The 23,928-nt window shown below is 54.5% G+C and carries 21 protein-coding genes and 2 pseudogenes; 15 read left to right on the top strand and 8 right to left on the bottom strand.

Features of this window, described 5'->3' with window-relative positions; genetic code table 11:
* Position 1: 1 nt before the first annotated feature.
* Both pilN and CAGGBEG34_RS03835 read right to left on the bottom strand, forming a co-directional pair.
* Positions 2–1,684, bottom strand: coding sequence for a PilN family type IVB pilus formation outer membrane protein (pilN, locus tag CAGGBEG34_RS03840; protein WP_006682541.1), 1,683 nt, complete (start codon positions 1,682–1,684; stop codon positions 2–4).
* Positions 1,681–2,034, bottom strand: a complete 354-nt coding sequence (locus CAGGBEG34_RS03835) for a toxin co-regulated pilus biosynthesis Q family protein (RefSeq protein ID WP_042688019.1) — start codon at positions 2,032–2,034, stop codon at positions 1,681–1,683. The genes pilN and CAGGBEG34_RS03835 overlap by 4 nt, the downstream gene beginning before the upstream one ends.
* Positions 2,035–2,475: 441 nt before the next feature.
* Between CAGGBEG34_RS03835 and CAGGBEG34_RS11615 the strand changes: the two genes are divergently transcribed.
* Genes CAGGBEG34_RS11615 through CAGGBEG34_RS03820 form a run of 3 tightly spaced genes read left to right on the top strand, consistent with a single transcriptional unit; the run spans position 2,476 to position 4,712 of the window.
* On the top strand, positions 2,476–2,946 hold the full coding sequence (locus CAGGBEG34_RS11615; protein ID WP_238984953.1) for a Rossmann-fold NAD(P)-binding domain-containing protein: 471 nt from the start codon (positions 2,476–2,478) through the stop codon (positions 2,944–2,946).
* Entirely contained in the window at positions 2,909–3,766 is an 858-nt protein-coding gene (locus CAGGBEG34_RS03825; RefSeq protein ID WP_320408616.1) for a ParA family protein, read from the top strand. The genes CAGGBEG34_RS11615 and CAGGBEG34_RS03825 overlap by 38 nt, the downstream gene beginning before the upstream one ends.
* Positions 3,753–4,712: a ParB/RepB/Spo0J family partition protein gene (locus CAGGBEG34_RS03820; protein WP_006682539.1), complete on the top strand. Its 960-nt coding sequence runs from the start codon at positions 3,753–3,755 to the stop codon at positions 4,710–4,712. Before CAGGBEG34_RS03825 ends, CAGGBEG34_RS03820 begins: the two co-directional genes overlap by 14 nt.
* Before the next feature lie 692 nt (positions 4,713–5,404).
* On the opposite strand, the pseudogene CAGGBEG34_RS03815 reads toward CAGGBEG34_RS03820, so the two are convergent.
* Positions 5,405–8,309: pseudogene (locus CAGGBEG34_RS03815) on the bottom strand (Tn3 family transposase).
* Between the two features lie 204 nt (positions 8,310–8,513).
* Between CAGGBEG34_RS03815 and CAGGBEG34_RS12320 the strand changes: the two are divergent.
* Positions 8,514–9,063 (top strand): annotated as a pseudogene (locus tag CAGGBEG34_RS12320) (recombinase family protein); the annotation flags it as partial.
* A 216-nt stretch (positions 9,064–9,279) separates the two neighbouring features.
* On the opposite strand, the gene rho reads toward CAGGBEG34_RS12320, so the two are convergent.
* Together rho and trxA are read right to left on the bottom strand one after the other, a co-directional pair.
* Entirely contained in the window at positions 9,280–10,542 is a 1,263-nt protein-coding gene (rho, locus tag CAGGBEG34_RS03805; RefSeq protein ID WP_006682538.1) for a transcription termination factor Rho, read from the bottom strand.
* Between the two features lie 143 nt (positions 10,543–10,685).
* The gene (gene trxA, locus CAGGBEG34_RS03800) at positions 10,686–11,021 is read right to left on the bottom strand and encodes a thioredoxin (RefSeq protein ID WP_006682537.1); all 336 of its coding nucleotides are present in this window, start codon (positions 11,019–11,021) and stop codon (positions 10,686–10,688) included.
* A 102-nt stretch (positions 11,022–11,123) separates the two neighbouring features.
* On the opposite strand from trxA, the gene CAGGBEG34_RS03795 reads away from it, so the two are divergent.
* From CAGGBEG34_RS03795 to lysA, 11 genes are all read left to right on the top strand, one after another.
* Positions 11,124–12,032: an NAD kinase gene (locus CAGGBEG34_RS03795; protein WP_006682536.1), complete on the top strand. Its 909-nt coding sequence runs from the start codon at positions 11,124–11,126 to the stop codon at positions 12,030–12,032.
* Position 12,033: 1 nt separating this feature from the next.
* Entirely contained in the window at positions 12,034–13,695 is a 1,662-nt protein-coding gene (recN, locus tag CAGGBEG34_RS03790) for a DNA repair protein RecN (RefSeq protein WP_006682535.1), read from the top strand.
* 24 nt (positions 13,696–13,719) lie between these two features.
* Positions 13,720–14,535 carry an orotidine-5'-phosphate decarboxylase gene (gene pyrF, locus CAGGBEG34_RS03785; RefSeq protein WP_006682534.1) on the top strand — a complete coding sequence of 272 codons (816 nt, stop codon included), beginning with the start codon at positions 13,720–13,722 and terminating at the stop codon, positions 14,533–14,535.
* 42 nt (positions 14,536–14,577) lie between these two features.
* A complete protein-coding gene (locus CAGGBEG34_RS03780) occupies positions 14,578–15,318 on the top strand; it encodes a carbonic anhydrase (RefSeq protein ID WP_238984952.1) in 741 nt (246 codons plus the stop codon).
* A 31-nt stretch (positions 15,319–15,349) separates the two neighbouring features.
* Positions 15,350–15,733, top strand: coding sequence for a flagellar biosynthetic protein FliO (fliO, locus tag CAGGBEG34_RS03775; RefSeq protein WP_006682532.1), 384 nt, complete (start codon positions 15,350–15,352; stop codon positions 15,731–15,733).
* A gap of 249 nt (positions 15,734–15,982) precedes the next feature.
* Positions 15,983–16,684, top strand: a complete 702-nt coding sequence (locus CAGGBEG34_RS03770; protein ID WP_006682531.1) for a Bax inhibitor-1/YccA family protein — start codon at positions 15,983–15,985, stop codon at positions 16,682–16,684.
* 284 nt (positions 16,685–16,968) lie between these two features.
* Positions 16,969–19,065, top strand: a complete 2,097-nt coding sequence (rpoD, locus tag CAGGBEG34_RS03765; protein ID WP_006682530.1) for an RNA polymerase sigma factor RpoD — start codon at positions 16,969–16,971, stop codon at positions 19,063–19,065.
* Between the two features lie 69 nt (positions 19,066–19,134).
* Positions 19,135–19,542, top strand: a complete 408-nt coding sequence (locus CAGGBEG34_RS03760; protein WP_006682529.1) for a PaaI family thioesterase — start codon at positions 19,135–19,137, stop codon at positions 19,540–19,542.
* On the top strand, positions 19,514–20,227 hold the full coding sequence (locus tag CAGGBEG34_RS03755) for a biotin--[acetyl-CoA-carboxylase] ligase (protein ID WP_006682528.1): 714 nt from the start codon (positions 19,514–19,516) through the stop codon (positions 20,225–20,227). The genes CAGGBEG34_RS03760 and CAGGBEG34_RS03755 overlap by 29 nt, the downstream gene beginning before the upstream one ends.
* The gene (gene yihA, locus CAGGBEG34_RS03750; protein ID WP_006682527.1) at positions 20,191–20,814 is read left to right on the top strand and encodes a ribosome biogenesis GTP-binding protein YihA/YsxC; all 624 of its coding nucleotides are present in this window, start codon (positions 20,191–20,193) and stop codon (positions 20,812–20,814) included. The genes CAGGBEG34_RS03755 and yihA overlap by 37 nt, the downstream gene beginning before the upstream one ends.
* A gap of 137 nt (positions 20,815–20,951) precedes the next feature.
* Positions 20,952–22,292, top strand: coding sequence for a diaminopimelate decarboxylase (gene lysA, locus CAGGBEG34_RS03745; protein WP_006682526.1), 1,341 nt, complete (start codon positions 20,952–20,954; stop codon positions 22,290–22,292).
* Between the two features lie 4 nt (positions 22,293–22,296).
* On the opposite strand, the gene rpsT is transcribed toward lysA, so the two are convergent.
* The 3 genes from rpsT to CAGGBEG34_RS03730 are packed head-to-tail and all read right to left on the bottom strand — an operon-like array spanning position 22,297 to position 23,920.
* The gene (gene rpsT / locus CAGGBEG34_RS03740; RefSeq protein WP_006682525.1) at positions 22,297–22,578 is read right to left on the bottom strand and encodes a 30S ribosomal protein S20; all 282 of its coding nucleotides are present in this window, start codon (positions 22,576–22,578) and stop codon (positions 22,297–22,299) included.
* A 50-nt stretch (positions 22,579–22,628) separates the two neighbouring features.
* The gene (proC, locus tag CAGGBEG34_RS03735) at positions 22,629–23,441 is read right to left on the bottom strand and encodes a pyrroline-5-carboxylate reductase (RefSeq protein ID WP_006682524.1); all 813 of its coding nucleotides are present in this window, start codon (positions 23,439–23,441) and stop codon (positions 22,629–22,631) included.
* The gene (locus tag CAGGBEG34_RS03730; protein ID WP_006682523.1) at positions 23,438–23,920 is read right to left on the bottom strand and encodes a Dps family protein; all 483 of its coding nucleotides are present in this window, start codon (positions 23,918–23,920) and stop codon (positions 23,438–23,440) included. The genes proC and CAGGBEG34_RS03730 overlap by 4 nt, the downstream gene beginning before the upstream one ends.
* Positions 23,921–23,928: the final 8 nt, after the last annotated feature.

The raw sequence follows: 23,928 nt of genomic DNA, 5'->3' as shown, positions 1-23,928 counted from the left end.
ATTACTCCATGATGACCGGCGTAATCAGCACGACAATCACATCCCGCCGGTTGTCCGTATCCCGCTCGCCGCCGAGCAGCAGATGGTTGGGATTGCCGACGCCGGACTTTGAGCCGCGATCAATCGATTGCTCGAAACCGGAGAGCACCAGCGTCTGGCCAGACTTGAGCCGCACCTTCTGGGAAAAAATCCGGTTATCGACCTCCGGAATTTCGATCAGGCTATCGCCGCTTTTGACCGAGCGCAGACGCTGCAGGGCGCTCAGATTGATCGAATACTGCAGCAGCAGGTCGTGATCCGGCATCACATAGGGCAACAGATTCATGTTGAAGCCGGTGGTCACTGTGCCGGGCGTGAGCGAAGTGGTGGAACCGACTTGAGCAGTGTTCGTCGTTTGCACGCTCGCGAGATAACTGGTCTGCCGGGCAATTTGCACCGGCACCGGCTGTAAATTGAGGGTGGTCACGGACGGCGACGTGATGGTCGAGACCCGGCCTTGCCTGGAAAGCGCCTGGATCACCAGGCTGGAGCCGGAGAATGGCGCAGCCGTGCCCGCTGCGGTATCCAGAATTCCGACGGATCCGGCAAGTCCTCCGGACTCCGTTTGGAGCGCATTCTTAAGATGGACACCAAAACTGCCGCTGAGCGTCTTGTAGACCAGATTCCAGTCGATGCCGAGACGATCTTGATCCGTCAACGTGACCGAAATCACCTTGACATTGAGCAGCACCTGTTGCGTCATCAGGCGGTTTTCGCTCTGCAGATACTGTGCGACGCGCGTCAGCGCTTCCGGCGTGTCCGTCACCGTCAGCGCGCCGGTGGCGGCGGACATCGCCATCCGGCCAACTTGGGGCGTGAGCATCGACTGGACGGTTTTCGCCAGATCGTCCGAAATCGAGCTTTTAAGCGAAACGGAGGTCGTCTGGCTGCTCCCCGTCTGACCGGAGAGTCCGCCGCCCGTCCCACCGGAGACACCCGCCGCTGTGGTTGTTCCGGATTGAACCACCGATTGCATATCCGTGGCGCTGGGAATGGCATAGAAATGAAAGGTGCGCGTGTCGAGATAGAAAATCGAGATGACGCCTTCCACCACACGCCAGCTCAGGCCCAGCCGCGCCGTCACGACATCGAGCAAGCCTTCCACCGGTTGATGGCTCCATTTGATATTGGAAATCAACCCGGACGATGCAGTGGACCATGCGGCGCCCGCCTGGTTGGACACGCCCGGCAACGCGGGAAGCGGCGGTAGAGGTGGCAAGGGCGGAGGATTCACCGGTGCGCCTTGACTCGAAGGTGTACCGCCCGCTGTGAGCGAACCGTTGACCGCTGCTAAAGCGTCTGGCGTCACACGCACCGGAATGCCGCATAACTTCGTGACCATCTGCCCGAACTCTAAAATATCCACCGGCATCACGGGCGCAAACGTGATCATGCAATTCAGCGGTTCAGACCGATGCGCGGATTGAGCTCTACGCAGCGGTTTTAAAACGACAATCGGCGTATCGCTGAACACCACCGTATCGCGCACAGGCGCAGGCCGTTCGCGCATCGACTGTGCCAGTTCATGCGCTTGAGCAGCGCTCTCCTCTCCCCACTGCATCGTGTGGTCGATGTTGCGCAGGCTGGTGCAGGCGGTGAGAGACATGACAGTCCAGGCCATCCATAGAAAACAGACGCGATTCATTGCGCGGCGTGCCTTTCCGTGACCATCAACGCTTTTTGCGTTGAATTGCCGTTCACCCAAAATGGACGCTCGGCTTTCTCATACGCATGAAAAAGATCGGTCACGGCGCGCTCAAATGACCCTTCATAGCGCAAATCCGCAATAATTGGATAGTCCAAATCCTCCGGCATCCAGAGCACTTGCCAACCTGCCTTATCCGCCCACTGTAAGACGGATTCGCGCAGCGTGCTGCCCGTTTTGGCCAGCCAGACGGGTTGAGAAGGTGAAGCAGAAACGGTTTGTGCAGGGATAGGGATGAGTTTAATGTTCGCAAGAGGAACTGCTTTCTCTTCTTTTGTGTGTCCTTTCAAAGCAACTGGTTTTTATGAGTGTGTAGACATCACCTCTTCCAATATAATTATCTTGGATTTCACAACTGAAGGAATCAAAAATATGAGTATCAAAAGTCTTTTCACAATTTTCATGCTTTTGGATACAAGGAACTTTCGCTTCGACTCGTAAGCCTGCTGCTGCCAGGATGTTTCACAATGAGCCAGATATGCCTTTGCTTTGACCGTTACCTCATGTACAAAATGCCCGAGATCGCTATATATTGGCATAAAAAATAATTTTATTATATCAAACAAATGATATTTCTTACTGTATTTTCTAACGTCAGAATGTATCGCCCTCTTCTCAAGAGAAGTCAGCGTACTATTCATGAGAGCAAGAACATTGTCCGTTAGCATTTGTATCTTTAAAACAACCTATTCGCAAATTGAATAAATATCACCCTTGTAAATTTACAGTTTGTGTTGTATTTTAAAGTCTGTTTATATTTTATTGATCTGTCTAATTTTTCAGTTTTCATCTTTTACAAAGAAACTGAAAAATTAGCGCGCAAATTTGATATGCTCAAAACTTACTTGCCAACCGTTGACGAGTCGGTTTCTATTAAAGCGTTGTTAGGTGTTGCTGAACAAGCGACAGATATATTGGATCAAATCCGGGATGCCATGCTAGAGCCTTACCCTAGAAAAAAGGCACCTACCTTCAAAACAACGCAGATCGCTGCGCTATGCAACCTTGATAAGGCACGGTTTCATCACTTAACCAAAAAAGGAGATTTACCAGCAGGCGAGTCGCATGGTCATGGTCAAAGCAAAGTTTTTTCCCTCGAAGATGTGATCATGGGTTCGTACTGCAAGTGGATATGTTGCTCGCCCAGAAGGAAAACGGGGGCGAATTATTACGGTCGGAAATTTCAAAGGCGGAGTCGCTAAAACCACCACAGCAGTCTCTCTAGCGCAAGCGCTTACTTTGCGCGGGCGACGCGTCCTAGTCATTGATTGTGACCCACAAGGTACAACCACGCAGTTATGCGGTTGGGCACCGGATGCCGAAATTCAAGAAGAGCAAACTTTACTGCCACTCATTGAAGGCGAGAAAGAAGATTTGACATATGCACCGCAAAGTACATATTGGCATCGTTTAGATTTAATCCCAGCCTTATCCGTACTATTCGATGCAGAGTTCATTATTCCCTCTAGAGTGATCAAGACAAGCAGATTTCAATTCTGGGACATATTGAACAAAGGAATCAAGCCGCTGACAGAAAGCTACGATGTTATCGTCATCGATACGCCTCCGGCGCTGAGTTATCTAACCATCAACGCATTGATCGCATCTGACGGCGTGTTAATGCCTTGTCCACCTGATGCGTTTGATTTCGCCAGTTCGACACAATTTTGGCACCTATTTTCAGATATAGCCGAAAAATTGCCAGGCGTTCTTGAGTCTAAACGCTTTGACTCTATCAACATTGTGCTAACCAAGGTCAAAATCGGCAGCATATCACAGGTGGTCCGAGGGTGGTTGCAAAAAGCATATGGCGGCCATTTACTGCCTATCGAAATTCCTGAATCCTCTGTAGCAAAAGGAACATCCGCACAATTATCAACAGTCTATGACTTATCAAAGGCGGAGGGTAGCGCTGAAGCATACCGGCGCTATAAGGAACCATTGGATCGATTAGCAGAACACTTCGACCTGCAGTTTATGCGGATATGGAACAAAAAAGAGGGATCAAATGGGAATCGGTGACAAACTGCTTGCCAAGACGGTCAATATACAAGTAAAAAGCCGTTCCCCGAACGCTCTAGAAAAGTCTAGAGCGCCCAAAACTTCACCGGGTCGTCTTCTTGATATACAAGGCCGGATTGTAGAAGCAGAGACGCGCGCTGATGAACTTGAAGCTCGCCTCGGCCAAGCACTTGATCTGCCTTTAGAAGAGATACATGAAATCGTGGATCGACGTCGTAAGCTAACGTCAGAACAATTTCAGGAATTAAAAGACAACCTTGCGAAGAATCCGCTCGTCACGCCTATTAGTGTTGTACGCCGTCCTGAAGGAGGATTCGAACTCATAGCAGGCCATAATCGTGTCTATGTGTATCGAGAACTGGGCAGAAAGTCCATTCCTGCGATTATTCAAGAATTAGGCGATGGTGAGGCTGACTTAGCAGCGTTCTATTCCAATTTGCTCTCTCCTGCCTTGCCCGACCTGGAAAAGTACTTGGGTTTTAAGAAACGCCAAAAACAAACCGGATTTGATCAGCAAAAACTTGCTGCCGAAGCGGGTATTAGCAAATCTCAAGTCTCTCGGATATTTTCCTATGAGCGTTTGCCTACCAAAGCTATTGAACTACTTAAGCAACATCATGACCTCAATCGACTTGGTAGCAATGCAGCAGAAGAATTAGTTCGACTATCAAAGGATAAAGAGGAGTTTGTGATAGCAGCGGTAAAACGCCTCATTGAAGACCAGCGCTTTACGCAAAATCAGGCTATTGCTTTTGTAAAGGCCTCTAATAGAAAAAGAGGGGAGATTTCGTCAGAAGAAGAGCACGTAATCCATTCTGGGAAATCACTTTTTTGCTCAGTTAGAAACAGAGACGGAATACTGACTGTTCGGTTCAAAAATCCCGCTATAGCATCCGAATGGAAAACGAAAATCGTACAGTTTATTCAAGACACATTAAAAGGGTAAGAACACCCTTAAAAGGAACCGTCATGACTTAATCAACATGTAACTGCATAAAACAAAGGCTAAGGTTACCGCCTTGGCCTTTGAGATGCAGAGAGATTCTGACTTTGTCTCAGTTCTGACTTCTGTCCCACCAGAGGTCTGAACTAGAAGACTTAACCAGAAACTTGACTTTTGCTTCGCACAACAGCGCACAACAGCGCACTACTGAAAACACATTTTGGAATTAGTAGTATAGCTGTTGTTAAGCAGAAATCAAGTCTCTATGGATTGCTTCGCCCATAAAGAGGGAAATTATGACTTCTGCGCAACAGGTTTCTGCTCGTCCTTGCACATTGCCTGCTCTTCTAATAGAAGCTAGAGCTACAGTCTTTGATCGGACAAAATGCCTTGATTTAGGCATGGCGGCTCGCCGAACTCTTTTTGGCATACTCTCTTTTTTCAATATTTCAAAGCCCAGCAGCGCTATTTTTCCCCGGCGGGATCGTCTTTGCGCGGATGCTTTACTTTCTAGTGAAGCAACTTTATACAGGGGACTCAAAGAGCTTGAGAATAAGGGCTACATAACAAGAGAACAAATGCGCCTAAAGTTTAATGGCCGTTATCACGTATCTCCGATTAAACTTTTAAGTAAAGCACTCACCTTATTAGGCATTCAATGTGGGGTCGCGTCACGCAACGGAGGACAGAGTACGCTAAGCCTGAGGGAAGGGTCGCAAGGGCCTGAATGTTCCTTTCCTGGGCGTTTTTCCCTGCTGCAAACATCATTCCCCGTCAAATTGATATGCTCCCAGCCCAACGGTGACAGATATACTAGAAGGTACGCCTCAATAGACTGGCTATGCTCCCTGAGCGCCTGGATTGCCCGTTCTAGATAGACTGAGTTCCACAACGCGATAGCTGCTGTCACCAGCGTAAGGCCGCTGGCGCGATGACGCTGGTTCTCGAAGCTACGGTCTCGCATCTCGCCCGGCCGGTGAAAGAAGACGGCTCTGGTGAGCGCATTTCTGGCTTCGCCTTTGTTCAGCCGCGCGTTGACGCGGCGGTGCAGCTCGACGTTGTGCAGCCAATCGAAGGTCAACACACTACGCTCGACCCTGCCCAGTTCTCTAAGGGCTACCGCCCGTCCGTTTTGTCTGGGAGAGCTGCTGAGCTTGCGCAGCATCAGAGAAGCCGTCCCAGTCCCCTGACGAATGGATGCCGCCAGCCGAAGAATCTCGTTCCAGTGGCTTCGGATATGCTTGGTATTGATCGAACCACCCACCAAAGCAGCCACATCAGGGAAATCCGCCGGTTTACCCGGCACGTACCACCGTTTATCGGCGAGATCACGGATACGGGGCGCAAACCGGAAGCCTAAGAGATGCATCAGGCCAAACACATGATCGGTAAAGCCCGCGGTATCCGTGTCATGCGCTTTAATTCGCAAGTCTGATTCGTGATACAGCCACCCATCCAATACATAGGTCGCATCTCGAACGCCGACATTGATCACCTTGGTATGAAACGGCGTATCCTGATCGGAGACATGCGTGTAGAATTGGATGCCGGGTTCACTGCCCTATTTGGGGTGGATATTGCCGCCCCGTTCCGCGTGCCCGCCCACTCTGAAGCGCTGGCCGTCTGAGGAAGCGGTCGACCCATCGCCCCAGTCTCCTGCAAAAGGATGTCGAAACTGCGCATTCACCAGTGCTGCCAAAGCTGCCGAATAGGTTTCATCTCGAACATGCCATGCTTGTAGCCAGGCCCGCTTGGCATAGGGGGTTCCAGAGCAGGATTCGGCCATCTTGCTTAAACCCAGGTGGATGGCATCTGCCAGAAGGGGGGTGAGCAGCAGGGATTTGTGCTTGGCCAAATCGCCTGTTTTTAGGGGCGTGAAGGGGCGGGTGAAGTCTGTCCATTTGTCTACTTCCACCCGCCATTCAGTGATTTTGATAGGCGGCAGCAGGCTGTAGGCTTGCTGGATCAACACATCAGCTGCGTCAGGTACGCTGTTGTTCAGCGGCGTGATTTTCAGACCGGATGGGGTCATGACGGCCTCTGGCAATGCCTCTGCCTTTGCCAGGCGACGGACGATGTTCAGTTGTTGCGTCAGTTTGGAGAGGCGTTCGTGAAGATAGGCATCGCAGTCTGTCTCAATGGCTAAATGATGAGATAGACTGCGCGCAGAGAATGGATCCGTCGGTCATAGATCATCCCCGAAATCCTTGAACTGGCGAGAGCCTTGCACCCAAAGATCACCTGAACGCAGTGCATTTTTCAGTGCGGACAGTGTGCACAGTTCGTAAAAGCGCCGATCCACACCCTCTGCCTTGAAGACCAGGCTTTCCCAGCGTTTTCGCACAAAGCGGGTGGGCACGTCTTGTGGTACTTTTCGGGCATTCTCCGCGTTGAGTGTTTTGAGCGTCTCTACAGCAGACAACACATCCTGTGCTGCAGGCGCGACTTTCATCTGCAGGGCATCCAGAAGCGCGGGGGCATATCGACGGACCTGCGCATCGCCGTCTCCAATGCGATGCAGGTCGTCAAACTCCCTTGGGGTGAGGTCTTGTGTTGCTGTCACGATTTTTGCAAACGTTTCCCATGAAATGAGCGCTTCAATCGCTGAAAAGGCGTCTGTACCCTCTGTCCTGGCGGCCAGCAGGACCGTGCCGATTTTCCCGTATCAACGCATCTTTTCGTGGATTGTCTTGCCGGATTCCTGGAACTGCTGCGCGTGACTGTGTTTAGCCCAATTGAAAAGACGGCCCATGATGCGGTCATGCAGGTCAATGATCTCTCGATGATTGTCGATTGAACTTCCAGCACGACAGCAACCCGCGTGGCGTGCCGACGTGTACTTTCCAGATCACGCAAATGTTGGGCAGTCATTTGAGCGCCTTCACGAGCGCGCTTTAAAAGCCGATTCTGATGTATCCGGTGCTCAAGACCCTCTGGCAATCTCAGCGCTTCCAGCGTTTTAAGCCCATCCAGATGTGCTCACAGGTGCTGGGCATTCGGCGCATTGGGCGACTGACGTAGCCAGGCTCATAGGCTGATTTTGCTGTGTTCATGTAGGTTGAGCAGATGCTCTAGCTTCTGCCGATGAGCCTGGGTCAAACCTGCTGTGAGCGCGGAATAAAGGGGTCGATTGCCGCGTGTCATGGCTTCTGCGCAAATCCTATCGATCATTAGGATCGATGGCAGCAGGATTCAACGGCTGCGGAGTGCCTCAATCAGCGCCTTGGCTAGCATGATGCCTTTATCGGTCTGCTGTGCCAGTGGTGCCAACGCCTGCACAGAAGATTTGTGACATCGCACTGTAAAGGGCCTCAAGCCAAACACAGACTGCAGTTCAACCAGATGTGCTCGGCGCGTCTCTGCCCGTTGCCCGTACTCAGCCCAAATGTCTAACGGTCATTTAAGCTGGGCTGCCACGAAGCTCAGCACCGGAGAAAAAGGGGGCTCTTCTATCTCCAACATCCTGCCTGGGGAGCGCATGTCACACAGCTGGACTGCAAATCCCAGCTGAGTGGCAGCCTTGCGACGCTGGCGAATGATGGACAGATCAGACTCGCTGAACGTGTCATGCCGAATCAGGGCATCCTGATGTTCAGGCAGCGCTCACAGACTCTCGCGTTCCGCTGCAGACAGCACCCAACGACGCGGCATGGCTGCTTGTCAACCTTTGTTTCTGATAGTCTACCGTACCCTGCCGCTGTGCCTCATAAAATCCTGACTTTTGTATTCTTGAACATCACTCTTGAAAGTCTTTTCTCAATTCTGTCACCTTTCCACGGGTTTCAAGAATCTTTTGGCAGTCTCATGCTGATTGGGTACGCGCGCGTTTCTACGCAAGACCAAAATCTTACGCTTCAGAAGGATGCCTTACGCAGGCGGGCTGCCAGAAAATCTTTAAAGACAAGGCGAGCGCAGGGCATACAGCGCGTCCCGGGTGGGCTAAAACGCTTGAGATGCTGCGCCCAAAAGATACACGGGTGGTCGTCTGGAAGCTGGATCGCTTAGGGCGCAGTGTCAAACATCTGGTTGAACTGGTCGGGGGTTTATCCCAGCAGGGCATTCACTTCCGAAGCCTGACCGACGCCATTGACACCAGTACCCCAGCGGGCCGGTGCTTCTTTCACGTCATGGCATCTTTGGCCGAGATGGAGCGGGAACTGCTGCTNGAACGCACTAAAGCAGGCCTAGAAGCCGCCCGTCAACAGGGGCGAAGAGGGGACGCAAGCGAAAAATGACAGACAGCACACTAAAATCTGCTCAAAAGCTGCTGGTCAACGGAGTAGCCCCACGGGAGGTGGCCCGAAATCTGGGCGTTTCTGTCCCGACGCTTTATCGTTGGGTGCCCGCTGCTTCTCTGCCTGTATCAATTACTGCAAGTCTTAACGCACTCTGGTGTCCGTTTTCTGGGGCAACCTCATTTAGACTCCTCGCGGCCCTTCCCTCAGGCTTAGCGTACTCTGTCGTCCGTTGCGTGACGCGACCCCAAAAAAAACTGCGCTAGCGCATTTTTCAGTGAGATCGCTCAAGGAGCGAGCGCGAAGCGACACAGGGCAAGCCGCTGAAAAATGCGCTAGCCGCTTCTGCGCATCAGATCAAAAAATTCAGCGTTATTCTTGGTTTGCCTTACTTTGTCGAGCAGGAATTCCATCGCTTCAATTTCACCCATATCATGGATGAGCTTGCGCAATATCCAGACTTTTTGAAGGATATCCGGCTTAATCAATAATTCTTCACGCCGTGTGCCCGATTTATTCAAATTGATGGCCGGATAGACCCGTTTCTCGGCAAGTTTGCGTTCAAGGTGCACTTCCATATTGCCAGTGCCCTTGAATTCTTCATAAATCACATCATCCATCCGGCTGCCTGTTTCGATCATCGCGGTGCCGATCATCGTTAACGAGCCGCCTTCTTCAATATTGCGCGCGGCGCCGAAAATGCGCTTGGGACGCTGCAGCGCATTGGCATCCACGCCGCCGGTGAGCACCTTGCCTGAAGTTGGAATGACCGTGTTGTACGCGCGCGCGAGACGGGTAATCGAATCCAGCAGAATCACGACATCCCGCTTCATTTCAACCAGGCGCTTGGCTTTTTCAATGACCATTTCCGCCACCTGAACATGACGCAGCGCCGGCTCGTCGAAGGTCGACGCAATCACCTCACCTTTGACCGAGCGCTGCATTTCGGTCACTTCTTCAGGACGCTCATCGATTAAAAGAACAAAAAGCGTCACCCCAGGAGAGTTGGTGGTAATCGCGTGCGCGATATGTTGTTGAATGACCGTTTTGCCCGATTTGGGCGAAGCGACAATCAGGCCGCGCTGGCCTTTGCCAATCGGCGCGATCATATCGATGATGCGGCCGGTGTTATTTTCTTCGCCGCGCAAATCGCGTTCGAGAATCAAAGGCGTATCTGGATGCAGCGGTGTGAGGTTCTCAAACATGATTTTATGTTTTGAGGCCTCAGGCGGAAAACCGTTGATCTTGTCAACCTTGACCAGCGCGAAATAGCGCTCGCCGTCTTTAGGCGTGCGCACTTCGCCCTCAATCGTATCGCCGGTATGCAGATTAAAGCGCCGGATTTGCGACGGGCTGATATAAATATCATCAGGGCTTGCCAGATAGGAAGTTTCCGGCGAACGCAGAAACCCAAACCCGTCGGGCAGAACTTCAAGCGTGCCATCGCCGAAAATGGTCTCGCCAGTGCGCGCGCGTTTTTTCAGAATGGCAAACATCAGTTCCTGTTTGCGCAGGCGATTGGCGCTCTCGATCTCCAAGCGATACGCCATTTCGATCAATTGCGACACGTGCAAAGACTTCAGCTCGGATAAGTGCATAGAATTGGGCAGGGAAGATGGAGGGAAGAAGATAGAAAAAGAGAACCGAGCGAGCGCTCGAAATTCAGAATAAACAGAATTCTACCGCTGGGCACAAACAGGAACAAGAAGTAGCAGCATCCGATGAAATCAAGCAGCCGCCTTTATAGCGATAAATGCTGCTCAAGAAAAGCCTCCAGTTTGGCCTTTGAAGGCGCGCCTACAATCTGTTCGACAACTGCGCCGTTCTTGAACAGGATGAGCGTTGGAATGCCGCGCACGCCAAATCGCGCCGCCGTGGCTGGATGCTGTTCAACATTGATTTTCGCGATCTGCACGCCTTGATAAGTCTGCGCAAGTTCTTCAAGAATGGGGGCGATCTGCTTGCAGGGAGCGCACCACTGCGCCCAGAAATCCAGCAGAACGGGCTGGCTGGCCTGGAGCACATCACTCTCAAAGGAGGCATCACTGACGGTTTTAACCGCGTTGTGTTCACTCATAGTATTCCGTTTTTTCACTCGTAAGCAGATGAGATAAATCTATCACAATACATCCATACAATACATCAAAAAAGCTCTGAAAGGCATGGCTCATGCAGAGAGATGAAAAACATCCGTTCGTTTAAAACCATTGCACTCATTGGCCGCGCCGATATTCCGGATTTGCGCGAATTGCTTATCCTGCTTGCGCGTTGCATCCGGAAGCGCGGATTTGAAGTGGTGTGCGAAGCGCAAACTGCACAGGCCGCCCGCCTGACTGAGTATTCCCTGCTTTCAGCCAGCGAAATCGGCACGCGCGCGGATGTGGCAGTGGTCATTGGCGGAGATGGCACGATGCTGGGAATGGGGCGTCAGTTGGCGCCGTATGGCACGCCATTAATTGGCGTGAACCGCGGACGGCTCGGCTTTGTCACCGATATTCCAATCCGTGACATGTTGCGCGTGGTGCCCGTTATGCTCGAAGGGCGGTTTGAGCGCGAAGAACGCACGCTGCTCGACGCGCGCGTGCTGCGCAAAGGCAGCCCGGTTTATCATGCGCTTGCTTTTAATGATGTCGTCGTGAACCGCAGCGGCATCTCCGGCATGGTGGAACTCAGCGTATATGTGGACGACTGCTTTATGTATCGGCAACGTTCGGATGGACTGATTGCCGCAACGCCGACGGGTTCAACCGCCTATGCCTTATCGTCGCAGGGGCCAATTCTGCATCCGCAGTTGGCGGGCATTGTACTGGTTCCAATTGCGCCGCATACTTTATCGAACCGCCCGATCGTCTTGCCAGATCATGCGCGGATTGCGATCCAGATCGTCGACGGGCGCGAAATGAACGTGAATTTCGATACCCAATCGTTGACTCAACTTCAGCTGAAAGATGTGGTGGAAGTAAGCCGCTCGCGTTATACCGTGCCCTTTCTGCATCCGGCCGGCCATAGTCATTACGCCACCCTGCGCAACAAACTGGGCTGGCATGAACATCCTGCGCGCGGGGCGCGTTGTCCCGATTTGAACTGACATGCTGCGCCGCCTATCGATTCAGGATTTTGTGATTGTGACCGCGCTTGACATGGAATTTGAGGCGGGATTGACCGTATTCTCCGGCGAGACGGGCGCGGGCAAATCCATTCTGATCGATGCGCTTTCTCTCCTCTGCGGCGCGCGCGCCGAAGCCGATGTCATCCGCGCAGGCTGCGCGCGCGCGCAATTGAGCGCGGAGTTTGAGCTGACTGAACCGGCCCGCCGCTGTCTGGCCGCGCAGGCGCTGGATACAGAGACCGAGCCTAACGCCATTCAATTGCGGCGCGCAATTGACTGCAATGGCCGTTCGCGCGCGTTCATCAACGGCACGCCGGTGGCGCTCGCACAACTGCGTGAAATCGGCGCTTTTCTGGTCGATATTCACGGCCAGCACGCGCATCAGCAGGTGCTGCGCGCGCAGGTGCAGCGCGCGCTGCTGGACGATTATGCGAATGCGTGGACGCTCGCGGAGGAAACGGCCCATGCGTGGCGCGCCTGGCGGGCGGCGCTTGACGCTTTGCGGCGCGCCGCCGACGCGGTGCGCGAGACACAACTGGAACGCGAGCAGCTTGTCTGGCAATTGTCTGAACTGGACGCGCTCGCGCCCGCTCCCAACGAATGGGAGACGGTCAATGCCGAGCACCGGCGTCTATCGCATGCGGCGGATTTAAGCGCCGGCCTGCACGGCGCGCTCGATGCGCTTTCCAATGCCGATCACGCGCTGCTTGCGCGCCTGGGCGCATGGATTGCGCGCATACGCGAACTGGCGCAGATAGACGAGGCATTGAATGAGGCGCTCGCAGCGCTGGAGTCGGCTGAAATCCAGTTGCGCGAAGCGGTCTATGTATTGAGCCATTATTCGCGCCGCGTCGAACCCGATCCGCAGCCACTCGCGCAACTGAGCGCGCGGCTTGAGGCGCTTCATATGTGCGCGCGCAAACTGCGCATACCGCCAGGAACACTGTCCGCCGAACACGCGGCGCGTCGGGCGCGTCTGGCTGTGCTTGACGCGGCGGTCGATACCGATGCGTTGCAAACGGCGTGCACGCAGGCGAAGGAGCGGTACAACGCAGTTGCCCAACGTTTATCCAATGCACGCGCGCAGGCTGCACGCACGTTAAGCGCAGCCGTGACCCAGAGCATGCAGACGCTCGCAATGCCCGGCGGATGCTTTGAAGCGGCGCTGATTCCGCTGCCCGAAGGCAATGCGCACGGGCTGGAACAGATTGAGTTCCGCATCGCCGCGCATCCAGGCGCGCCGTTGCGTCCACTTGCAAAAATCGTGTCCGGCGGCGAACTGGCTCGCATTGGTTTGGCGCTGGCGGTGATTGCCCGTTCTGTCAATCCAAACCCGACGCTGATCTTTGACGAAGTCGATAGCGGTATCGGCGGCGCCGTCGCTGAAGTCGTAGGACGATTACTGCGCCAGCTCGCGCAGCGCCAGCAGATATTATGCGTCACGCATCTGCCGCAGGTCGCGGTGTGTGCAGATACGCATTGGCGCGCCGCCAAGGAACGCGCAGACGGCCAAACGGTCAGCGATATCGTCCGGCTAGACCAAAGCGGACGGATTGAGGAAATCGCCCGGATGCTCGGCGGCATCCAGATCACTCAAACGACTCGCCAGCATGCGGAAGAAATGCTCAGAGCAGGGAAATAGCAGCCATTTATGAAATGACTTCTCATGAACTTTATTCAAATGCTTAATGCAGCATGGCGGCGAACCGACTCCATGCTATGCGTCGGTCTTGATCCGGAACCGGCGCGTTTTCCGCCGCCGCTCACGGGCCGCGCCGATACCATTCTTGAATTTTGCCGCGCCATTGTCGATGCAACCGCCCCCTATGCATGCGCCTTCAAGCCGCAAATCGCGTATTTCTCGGCGTATCGCGCCGAGGCGCAGTTAGAGAAACTGATTGCGTATATCCATACGCAATACCCAGGCGTTCCGGTCATTCTGGATGCGAAACGCGGCGATATTGGCAGCACGGCGGCGCTCTATGCGCGCGAAGCCTTTGAACGCTACCGCGCTGATGCGCTCACGGTGAATCCCTATCTGGGCACAGATTCAATCGCGCCGTATTTTGCGCATCCGGATAAAGGGGTCATTGTTTTATGCCGCACCTCCAATGAGGGCGGCGCTGAGGTACAGTTGCAAAGAGCGGGGAATGCTTACATTTACCAGATCATTGCACAGCGCGCGGTTAAGCAGTGGAATGCGAACGGGCAATTGGGCTTGGTCATGGGCGCCACTTTTCCCAAAGACATCGCTATCGTACGCCGGATTGCGGGCGATAAGGTGCCGCTGCTGATACCGGGCGCCGGTGTGCAAGGGGGAGAGATCAGAGCAGCGGTTCAGGCGGGTTGCACGCGGCAGGGAAACGGTCTGTTGATCAATGCGTCGCGCGCAATTCTGTATGCGGGAAATGACGCAGACTTTGCGCTTGCCGCCGCGCGCGCCGCGCAACGGATGCGCGATACGATTAGAAGCCATATTTGATTTGCACACTTGCCAATAGGGAGAACTGTTATGCACTCTGTGATGTCATCCGTTTCCCGCCGCCATTTCCTGCTGACAGGCGCGGCTGCTCTATCCGTCTCTGTGTTGCCCTTAGGCCGCGCTTTTGCGGCGCAAGAAGAAGGCTCGACGCCGCAAAATGCAATCACAACGGATGCGGCCTTGCAGCGCTTAATGGAAGGCAATGCGCGTTATGTGTCGAACATATCGAAGCACAAGGACTTTTCTGCCGGTCGCGCCGCCCGCGCGAAAGCGCAGCATCCGATTGCGGCGATTCTGGCGTGCGCTGATTCGCGCGTTGCGCCTGAGCTGATGTTTGATCAAGGCCCAGGAGATCTTTTTCTGGTCCGTCTGGCGGGCAATTTTGTGAATGAGGATGGCCTGGCCAGTCTGGAATATGCGATCCAGTTTTTATCCGTCCCTCTGGTGATGATTCTGGGACATAGCAACTGCGGCGCGATCAAGGCGGCCCTGCAAGTCATCCAGGAGAATACCGCGCTGCCGGGACACTTGCCTCATCTGATCCAGTCCCTCAAGCCAGCGGTCAGGAATGTAAAAAAAACAGACCCTTCCGCGCCCGATCTGGTTGAACGCGCAATAGTTGAAAATGTCCGGCTGAATGCGCAACGTCTCAAAACCGCCGAACCGGTCTTCAAGCGCTTTGTGCAGCAAGGGAAGGTGAAAGTGGTCGGGGCTGTGTATGATATTGGAACAGGCAAAGTCAATCTGATGGATGCGGCGGCGCATCAGCGCCCTTCGTCTTGATGGGCCATTTGTCGCGCTTCAATTGTGCTGCATGCTCAAACTCCTGTCCAAATTTTCGTCCTGCTGGAAAATAGGCGCGCTCAGCGCCTGCCTTTTTTCATCTCCCCTCCTTGCCGAGCCATCCAGCGCGTTGATGGTTGAAACAGGCGCCGGCGCAATGGTACGCACGGTGATTGGCTTATTGACCGTATTGGGGCTGATTTTCGTCTGTGCATGGATAGTGCGCCGTTTCGGGCTCCGGCCTGGTTTGCGGCGCACCGGCCTTATCAAATGGATAGACGCAATGGCACTCACGCAGCGGGAAAGGGTCGTGATCGTCGAAGTGCGCAACACCTGGCTGGTGCTGGGCGTTGCCCAGGGCAGCGTCCGTCTCTTGCATCAGTTTCCAGCCGCGCCGGAGCATAAAAATGGATAGAAATCATTTCATCAATAGACGAAAGGCTGTCAATGACTTCTGAGAACCTGTTCACGATCTGTGACGAGCGCCTGTCAGCCAAGGAGGACGGAGCGCAGGAACCGGAGCATATACGTAATATGTGAGGATTCCGAGCACCGCCCGACGCGGGCTCACGGGCGCGCAGTAAGATCGTGAACAGGTTCTGAGATTGGAAATTGGATTGAGAACAAGGTATGCTGCGTCATTATATTTTTGTGAGGAGGGGAAATGAGGAATGATCAAATCTATGATCTAAGCGGCAATGGCGTGATCTCAAACGTCACTGCGCGTAATACAGTATTGCGGAATACCTACTGGTTGTTGGCTGCTTCGATGGCGCCGACCGTTTTCGGCGCGTGGCTCGGCGTCTCGGCCGGGTTTTCCCTGCTATCCGCCACAAGCCCAGGCATGAGCATGCTGTTGTTTATGGGCATTGCGTTCGGTTTCATGTTTGCGATTGAGCGCTTTAAAAATAGCGGCATTGGCGTTGCCTTATTGCTGGGGTTCACTTTCTTCATGGGCCTGATGCTCTCACGCCTGCTCAGCTTCATACTGGGTTTTTCAAATGGCGCATCGCTCATCATGCTGGCATTTGGCGGCACCGGCGCGATTTTTGCAACGATGGCAACCATCGCAACCGTTTCAAAACGGGATTTTTCCGGCCTGGGTCAATGGCTCTTTATGGGCGCGATTGTGCTGATCATTGCCTCTGTCGCCAATATCTGGCTGAAGCTGCCCGCTTTAATGCTGACGGTATCGGTGATGGCCATCGTCATTTTCTCCGCTTTCATGCTGTTCGACGTGCAGCGCGTCGTCAGTGGCGGGGAAACAAACTACGTGCGCGCAACGCTGGCGATCTATCTCAATCTATATAATGTATTCACCAACCTGTTGGCGCTTCTGGGCATTTTCGGCGGCCATCGCGAATAAATACGATACATAAATCTGGTAGACATAGAGGGCCTGAGCACAAGCCCTCTTCATGTATAGCCAAGCGCATTTCATCTGATACGGCGGCTTCAAAGCTCGCCGTATTTATATACTGTCTTCGCGGCTGCTTCCTTGTCTCAAATTAAATGCGCTTGGCTATAGCAATGGGCGCCGCCTTAAAGTCATGCAATCTCTACAGAATAAACCACTCTCAATAGCGCGCGCATGTTATACTTTGAAAATTTTGATGGGCAGCGCATTATTTCGGGTCAGGGCAGATCGCAATGGCAAAAACGGCGGATGGAAAATTAGCGCAAAGGAGCGCGGCGGGTAAAACGCGCGTTGCGCGTCATACTGTGTTGAAAACCGCCAAAAGCGCCGCAGCCGCGGGGCATCCGGTTAAAGCCGCTAAGGATTCAAAAAAGGGCGCGGACATCAAGCGGCGCGCGCGCTCCAATATACCTGCAAAAACTGAAAAATTAAAAGCGCGGGAACGGCGCGCCCGTGAAAAGGCGCTTCTAAAAGAAGCATTCGCATTGCATGCAGCGAACAACGCCGCCGGACTTGAGGAGCGGCGCGCCAAATTACGCGCCCTAATCAAGCTAGGGAAAGAACGTAGCTTCTTGACCCACGCTGAAATCAACGATCACTTGCCGGAAGATATTGTTGAAACTGAAGCGATCGATACAATTATCGGCACATTCAGTGATATGGGCATTGCCGTGGTCGATCAAGCGCCCGATGCTGAAGCATTGCTGCTCAATGATAACGCGCCCGCGGCGACCAGCGATGATGAGGTTGAGGAAGCCGAAGTTGCGCTGACTCACGTCGACTCGGAATTTGGACGAACGACCGATCCAGTGCGCATGTACATGCGCGAGATGGGTTCTATCGAACTGTTGAACCGGGAAAGCGAGATCGAAATCGCCAAACGCATCGAAGACGGCCTGAAACATATGATTCAGGCGATTTCCGCATGCCCGACCACCATCGCCCAGATTCTCGAACTCGCCGCGCATGTCAAACAGGACCAACTACGCATTGAGGAACTGGTCGACGGTTTAATCGATCTGGAAGAGGATGCGGACGGGTTCTCGGCTGACTTCTCGGAAGATGAAAATGAGGACGATGAAGAGGCGGCTGAACGCGCCAATGCCGCGCAACTGGCCGAATTGAAGCGCGTCTCGCTGGATAGATTCACTCGCGTCGGCCGCTGGTTCGACAAAATGCGCCGCGCGTACGAGAAAGAAGGTTATCAATCCAAAGCGTATTTAAAAGCGCAGAAGACCATTCAGAATGAACTTGAATTGATCCGCTTTACTGCGCGCACCATTGAACGTCTGTGTGATACCTTGCGCGCGCAGGTGGAGGAAGTGCGCGTGATCGAACGGCGCACCCTGCATACCGTGGTCGATAAATGCCGGATGCCGCGCGATGAATTTATCGCCAGCTTCCCGGACAATGAAACAAATCTTGACTGGGCGCCTTCGCTGATTCATGCCCGCCGCCCTTATAGCGTCGCGCTTGAGCGCTATCTTCCGGAAATTCATGAGCATCAGCAAAAGCTGATTGAACTGCAAGCGCGTATCGTGTTGCCGCTGAAAGATCTGAAGGAAATTTCGCGTCAAATGAACGCCGGGGAATTAAAGGCGCGTCGGGCGAAACGCGAAATGATCGAGGCGAATCTGCGTCTGGTGATTTCCATTGCAAAAAAATATACCAACCGCGGTCTGCAATTTCTCGACCTGATTCAGGAAGGCAACGTAGGCTTGATGAAGGCGGTCGATAAATTTGAATACCGTCGCGGTTATAAATTCTCAACCTATGCCACCTGGTGGATTCGCCAGGCCATTACGCGCGCGATTGCCGATCAGGCGCGCACCATCCGGATTCCGGTTCATATGATCGAAACGATCAACAAAATGAACCGTATTTCCCGCCAGATTCTTCAGGAGACGGGGGCTGAACCCGATTCTTCGACGCTGGCGGCGCGCATGGAAATGCCGGAAGACAAAATCCGCAAAATCCTGAAGATCGCAAAAGAGCCGATCTCGATGGAAACCCCAATCGGAGATGATGAAGACTCGCACCTGGGCGATTTCATTGAAGACACCCATACCGTTGCGCCAGCGGATGCCGCGTTGCAGGCGGGTCTACAGGATGCTGTGAAGGAACTGCTCGAGACGCTTACCCCGCGCGAAGCGAAAGTATTGCGGATGCGCTTCGGTATTGAGATGAGTACAGACTATACGCTCGAAGAAGTCGGCAAGCAATTTGATGTCACGCGCGAGCGGATTCGTCAGATTGAAGCCAAGGCGATGCGTAAATCGCGTCATCCAAGCCGTTCTGATAAATTGAAGCCTTTTCTCGAAGGCGGTTAAGCGCCTGTTCACGATCTATATCCGAGCGCCCGGAAGCCTGGAGGATGGAGCGCAGGAAGCGGAGCTATTATGGCGCTATCGATTCACATCTCAGACGAAAATTCATTTACAGAAGCGCTCGGCATTCAGTTTCTGCGCGCTGAAAATGGCGAGAGCGAATTGATGCTGATGCTCAAGGCACATCATATGAACAGTTTAGGCATAGCACACGGCGGCGTGATTATGTCTGTGCTTGATTGCGCGCTTGTCGCCGCCGCAAGTAGCCTTTCAGTCACGCACGCCAATGTGGTTACCGTTGAACTGAAAACGAATTTCATGCAGCCTGGGCAAGGGTGTCTGCACGCGCTGGCGCGCGTGTTGCATAAAACCGCCACGCTGGCTTACTGTGAAGGCGAAGTGCGCAATCCCCAGAAAGCATTGATCGCAAAAGCGCTGGGAACGTTCAAATATGTACGGAAGCGCCGGGCGGAGCATTGATCCAGACCGACTGGCAGCGCAACTTACCGCGCTTCCACATCCTTTCAAGATTGAAATCGTTCCCGAAACAGGTTCGACCAATACGGATTTAATGACGCGCCTTCGCGCATCCAAAATGCTTGAACAACCCATTGCGCGCATTGCCTACCGGCAAACCGCCGGGCGCGGCCAGCGTGGTCGGCGGTGGCTTGCGCAAAGCGGTGACGCGCTGCTTTTTTCAGTTGCATTCTCCATACCCCGCCCGGTCAATACATTGGCTGGGCTGAGTCTGGCCGCAAGCGTGGCGGTTCTGAACGGATTGCGCGCGCTCCCGCTGACCGAACCGCGCCGGCTTGCGCTGAAATGGCCGAATGATCTTTTGCTCGACGGCGCAAAGCTTGGGGGCATCCTAGTCGAAACGATCCAGGTCACACACAAGGCCAGTATCGTAGTGATTGGCGCAGGTATCAATATGGACGGCGAACACGCGCTTGCCGCGCAACTCGACGCGCGCGCTCGTCCGCCGGCGGCGCTCAAGCGCATCCTGGCGGACATCGATTTTACCCAGGCGCTCGCGCACGTGCTTCATGCACTCGCCGACATGCTCGAAATTTTCAGCGCGCATGGTTTTGCGCCTTTTCAACGCGCATGGCGCGCCGATTGCGAATCATGTCCCCTGCCCTGCTCCATACCGCCCGTTTTCTGATGTCGGTAAACCATCCGCACGGCCTTCCAACCTCGGAAGCGCCGGAAATCGCCTTCGCCGGACGCTCAAACGCCGGAAAGTCCAGCGCAATCAATACGCTTTGCCAGCAGAAGCGGCTCGCTTTTACCAGCAAAACCCCAGGTCGAACGCAGCAGATCAATTATTTTTCGCTTGGCGGCGCAGATCGCATTGCCGGGCATTTAGTCGATCTGCCCGGCTACGGTTATGCGCGCGTTCCCGCTGCCGCGAAAGCGCACTGGGCGCAATTGCTGAGCCATTACTTGCGGACACGCAGTCAGTTACGCGGACTGATTCTGCTGATGGATGCGCGTCATCCCTGTACCGCGCTCGATACGCAAATGATCGAATGGTTCATCCCCACTGGAAACCCCATTCATATCCTGTTGACCAAGGCCGATAAACTCAGCCGGCAGCAGGGACTGGCGGCGCAGCGTGCCACGCAACAGCGCCTGGATAAATATGCGCGCTCCGATACACGCAGCATGCTCAGCGTGCAACTCTTTTCCGCTCTGAAGCGCTCCGGCCTGGACACGGTATATCAGGTGATTGAGCGCTGGCTTGCTTAAGCAGGCTTTTCGCACAGCCGCTCTGGCGGCGTTGCGCCTCCTTGCCGTACTGACTTGTACTGTCTGCGTCGGCGCGCCTTGCCAGCGCGGCTGTGCGAAAAGCCTGCCCAGAATTCATTCGCAACTATCCAAATTCTATGCCTTCCGATTTTTTCCGCTTCATCAACGGTCATTTGAGCGTTGAAGATCTCCCGCTCGCGCCGCTTGCCGAACGGTTCGGCACGCCTTTGTACATTTATTCGCGCGCCGCGCTGACCCATGCGTATTGCGCGTATGCCCGCGCATGCGCGGGCCGCAATGCGCGCATTTATTACGCAGTCAAAGCGAACAGCGCCCTGGCCGTGCTGGATGTTTTCGCGCGTCTGGGCGCGAGCTTTGATATCGTATCGGGCGGAGAGCTCGCGCGCGTGCTGGCGGCGGGCGGACGCGCCGGTCAGATCGTGTTCTCAGGCGTTGGCAAACAAAGGCATGAGATACGCGCCGCGCTGTGCGCGAAGGTGCAGTGTTTTAATGTTGAATCCGCGCCGGAACTGCATCGCCTCAATGAAATCGCAGCGCAAACGGGCGCGCAGGCGCGCGTTGCGCTGCGCGTGAATCCCGATATCGATGCGCGCACGCACCCGTATATTGCAACCGGGCTTAAAACCGATAAATTCGGCATCGCTTTTGATGAAGCGCGCGCCGCCGCGCGCATTACCGCCGCGCTTTCCCATCTGACACTGGTTGGACTGGCCTGTCATATCGGCTCGCAAATCACGGCAACCGCTCCCTATCTGGATGCGCTCGACAAAATGCTGGCGCTCATCGAAGCGATTGAAACAGACGGCGCCGCGCTCTCCCATCTCGATATCGGCGGCGGACTGGGCATTCATTATCGCCCCGCAGGAGAGACAAATGCAGAACCGCCGCCTGGAATTGAACATTTCGTCTCGAGCGTGCTCGATCATGTTGCACAACGCGGTCACGCGCACCGCACGCTTTTATTTGAACCAGGACGCTCGCTGGCGGGAAATGCCGGCGCGCTTCTGACGCGGATTGAATATTTAAAGCAGAGTGGAGAAAAGCGTTTCGCGATTGTCGATGCAGCGATGAATGATTTAATGCGTCCAGCGATGTATCAAGCGTACCATGATATCACCCCCGTGATTCAACGGAAGGACGCAATGCCAGCCCTGTACGATGTCGCTGGCCCTATCTGTGAGAGCGGCGACTGGCTGGGGCGAGCGCGGCGGCTCGCGGTACAGCCCGGCGACCTGCTGGCCGTGCACGGCGCGGGCGCTTACGGTTTTGTGATGAGTTCCAACTACAATACACGTCCCCGCGCGGCAGAAGTGATGGTAGACGGCGCACAGGCGTATCTGATACGGGAAAGAGAGACCGTTGAACAGTTGTTTGCGGGCGAGGCGCGTTTACCGGCAGACGCGCTGAGCTATAGCCAAGCGCGACATCACGCCGCACAAGCCGCTAAAATACTCTAGCGCTTCAGGCAGCATTCGCTGCCGGCAAACAACGCTTCAACGCCGCCGCAAGCCGGCTTTTATGGCGCGCCGCCTTATTTTTGTGAATGATATCTTTGTCCGCAATGATATCGATGGTCTTGCAGCTATGTCTGAATACTTCAGACGCTTTAGATGTATCACCCGCTTCTATGGCGCGCCGCGTCGCCTTGATGGCAGTGCGCAGTTTTGAACGCAGCGCGGAATTGTGGACATTGGCCTTGGCAGCCTGGCGCGCGCGCTTACGCGCTTGTGCAGAGTTAGCCATAAAGAATTCCTTGGATTAAAACGTGAAATTGTAACAGTCTGGGGGAAATTTTAATCCTGGCCGGGCGCGCTGGCAATTTCAATGGCGCGCTGGTGCGCCGCCAGAACGCCGCGCACTATGGCCTCTCTCATCCGCTTCGCGTCAAATAAAGCGAGCGCGGCGGCAGTCGTGCCATTTGGCGGGCTAACCTGCGCACGCAAAGCGGAGGCGGCGGCGCCGGACTGCGCGGCGAGCGCTGCCGCGCCAGTGAAGGTCGTCCGCGCCAATGTACGCGCCCGGGTATCATCGAATCCGAGCCGGCGCGCCGCGTCTTCAAGCGCCTCGATAAAATAAAATACATAGGCTGGGCCGCTGCCGCACAGCGCAGTCAAGGCATCCAGCTGGTCTTCGTCCAGGCACCAGACGATTTGGCCGACGCCCGACAGGATACGCTCTGCACAAGCGCGATCTGCCTCCCGCACACTGGGCAGCGCGGCCAGCCCCGTGATGCCAAGACCAATAGAAGCGGGAAGATTCGGCATCGCGCGCACAATGCGCGAATAACCGCCGAGCCAGCGCGCAAGCGCGGCAATCCGGATACCCGCTGCAACGCTGATCACAAGCTGCGTCTGCAAATACGGCGCAATTTGGCGCGCAACATCTGCCAATATATCAGGCTTCACCGACAGAATGAGCGCCTGAACGGCGCGCAGCCCCGCATCTGGCGCTGAGCCGCAATGCAACTTCAACCTCTGTTCAAGCTGCGCGCGCACCCGCTCGTCCGGATCGATGGGAATCAGATGCGCATCGGAAATGCCGCTCTTCAATAGCCCAGCGAGCAACGCGCAACCCATATGGCCGCAGCCAATCACCGCGATTTTCATTCAAGCATTGAGCGCAGCATCCAGGCGGTTTTCTCATGAACCTGCATTCGTTGTGTCAGTAAATCCGCGCTCGGTTCGTCATTGGCAGCCTCGACAAGCGGGAAGACTGCGCGCGCCGTGCGCACGACGGTTTCCTGGGCTTCGAGCAATTGCCGGACCATGTGTTCAGCGCGTGGGACGCCTTCGGCTTCCGGAATCGACGAGAGCTTCGCATACGCCCGATAGCTGCCTGGCGCAGGAAAACCGAGCGCACGGATGCGTTCGGCGATGACATCAACCGCAACGGCGAGCTCAGTGTATTGGGCCTCAAACATCGCATGCAGCGTATTGAACTGCGGGCCGGTCACGTTCCAGTGAAAGTGATGCGTTTTCAGATACAGGGTATAGGTATCGGCCAGCAGGCGGGACAAACCCTCAGCGATATTTTTACGATCCATCTCCCGAATGCCGATATCAATGGCGGGGGCAGTGTTTTGCATGGGACTCT

It is taken from the genome of Candidatus Glomeribacter gigasporarum BEG34, from assembly GCF_000227585.1.
GTDB classification, from domain to species: domain Bacteria; phylum Pseudomonadota; class Gammaproteobacteria; order Burkholderiales; family Burkholderiaceae; genus Glomeribacter; species Glomeribacter gigasporarum_B.
The sequence above is the reverse complement of the archived record's forward strand: the minus strand, read 5'-3'. Positions and strand labels throughout refer to the sequence as shown.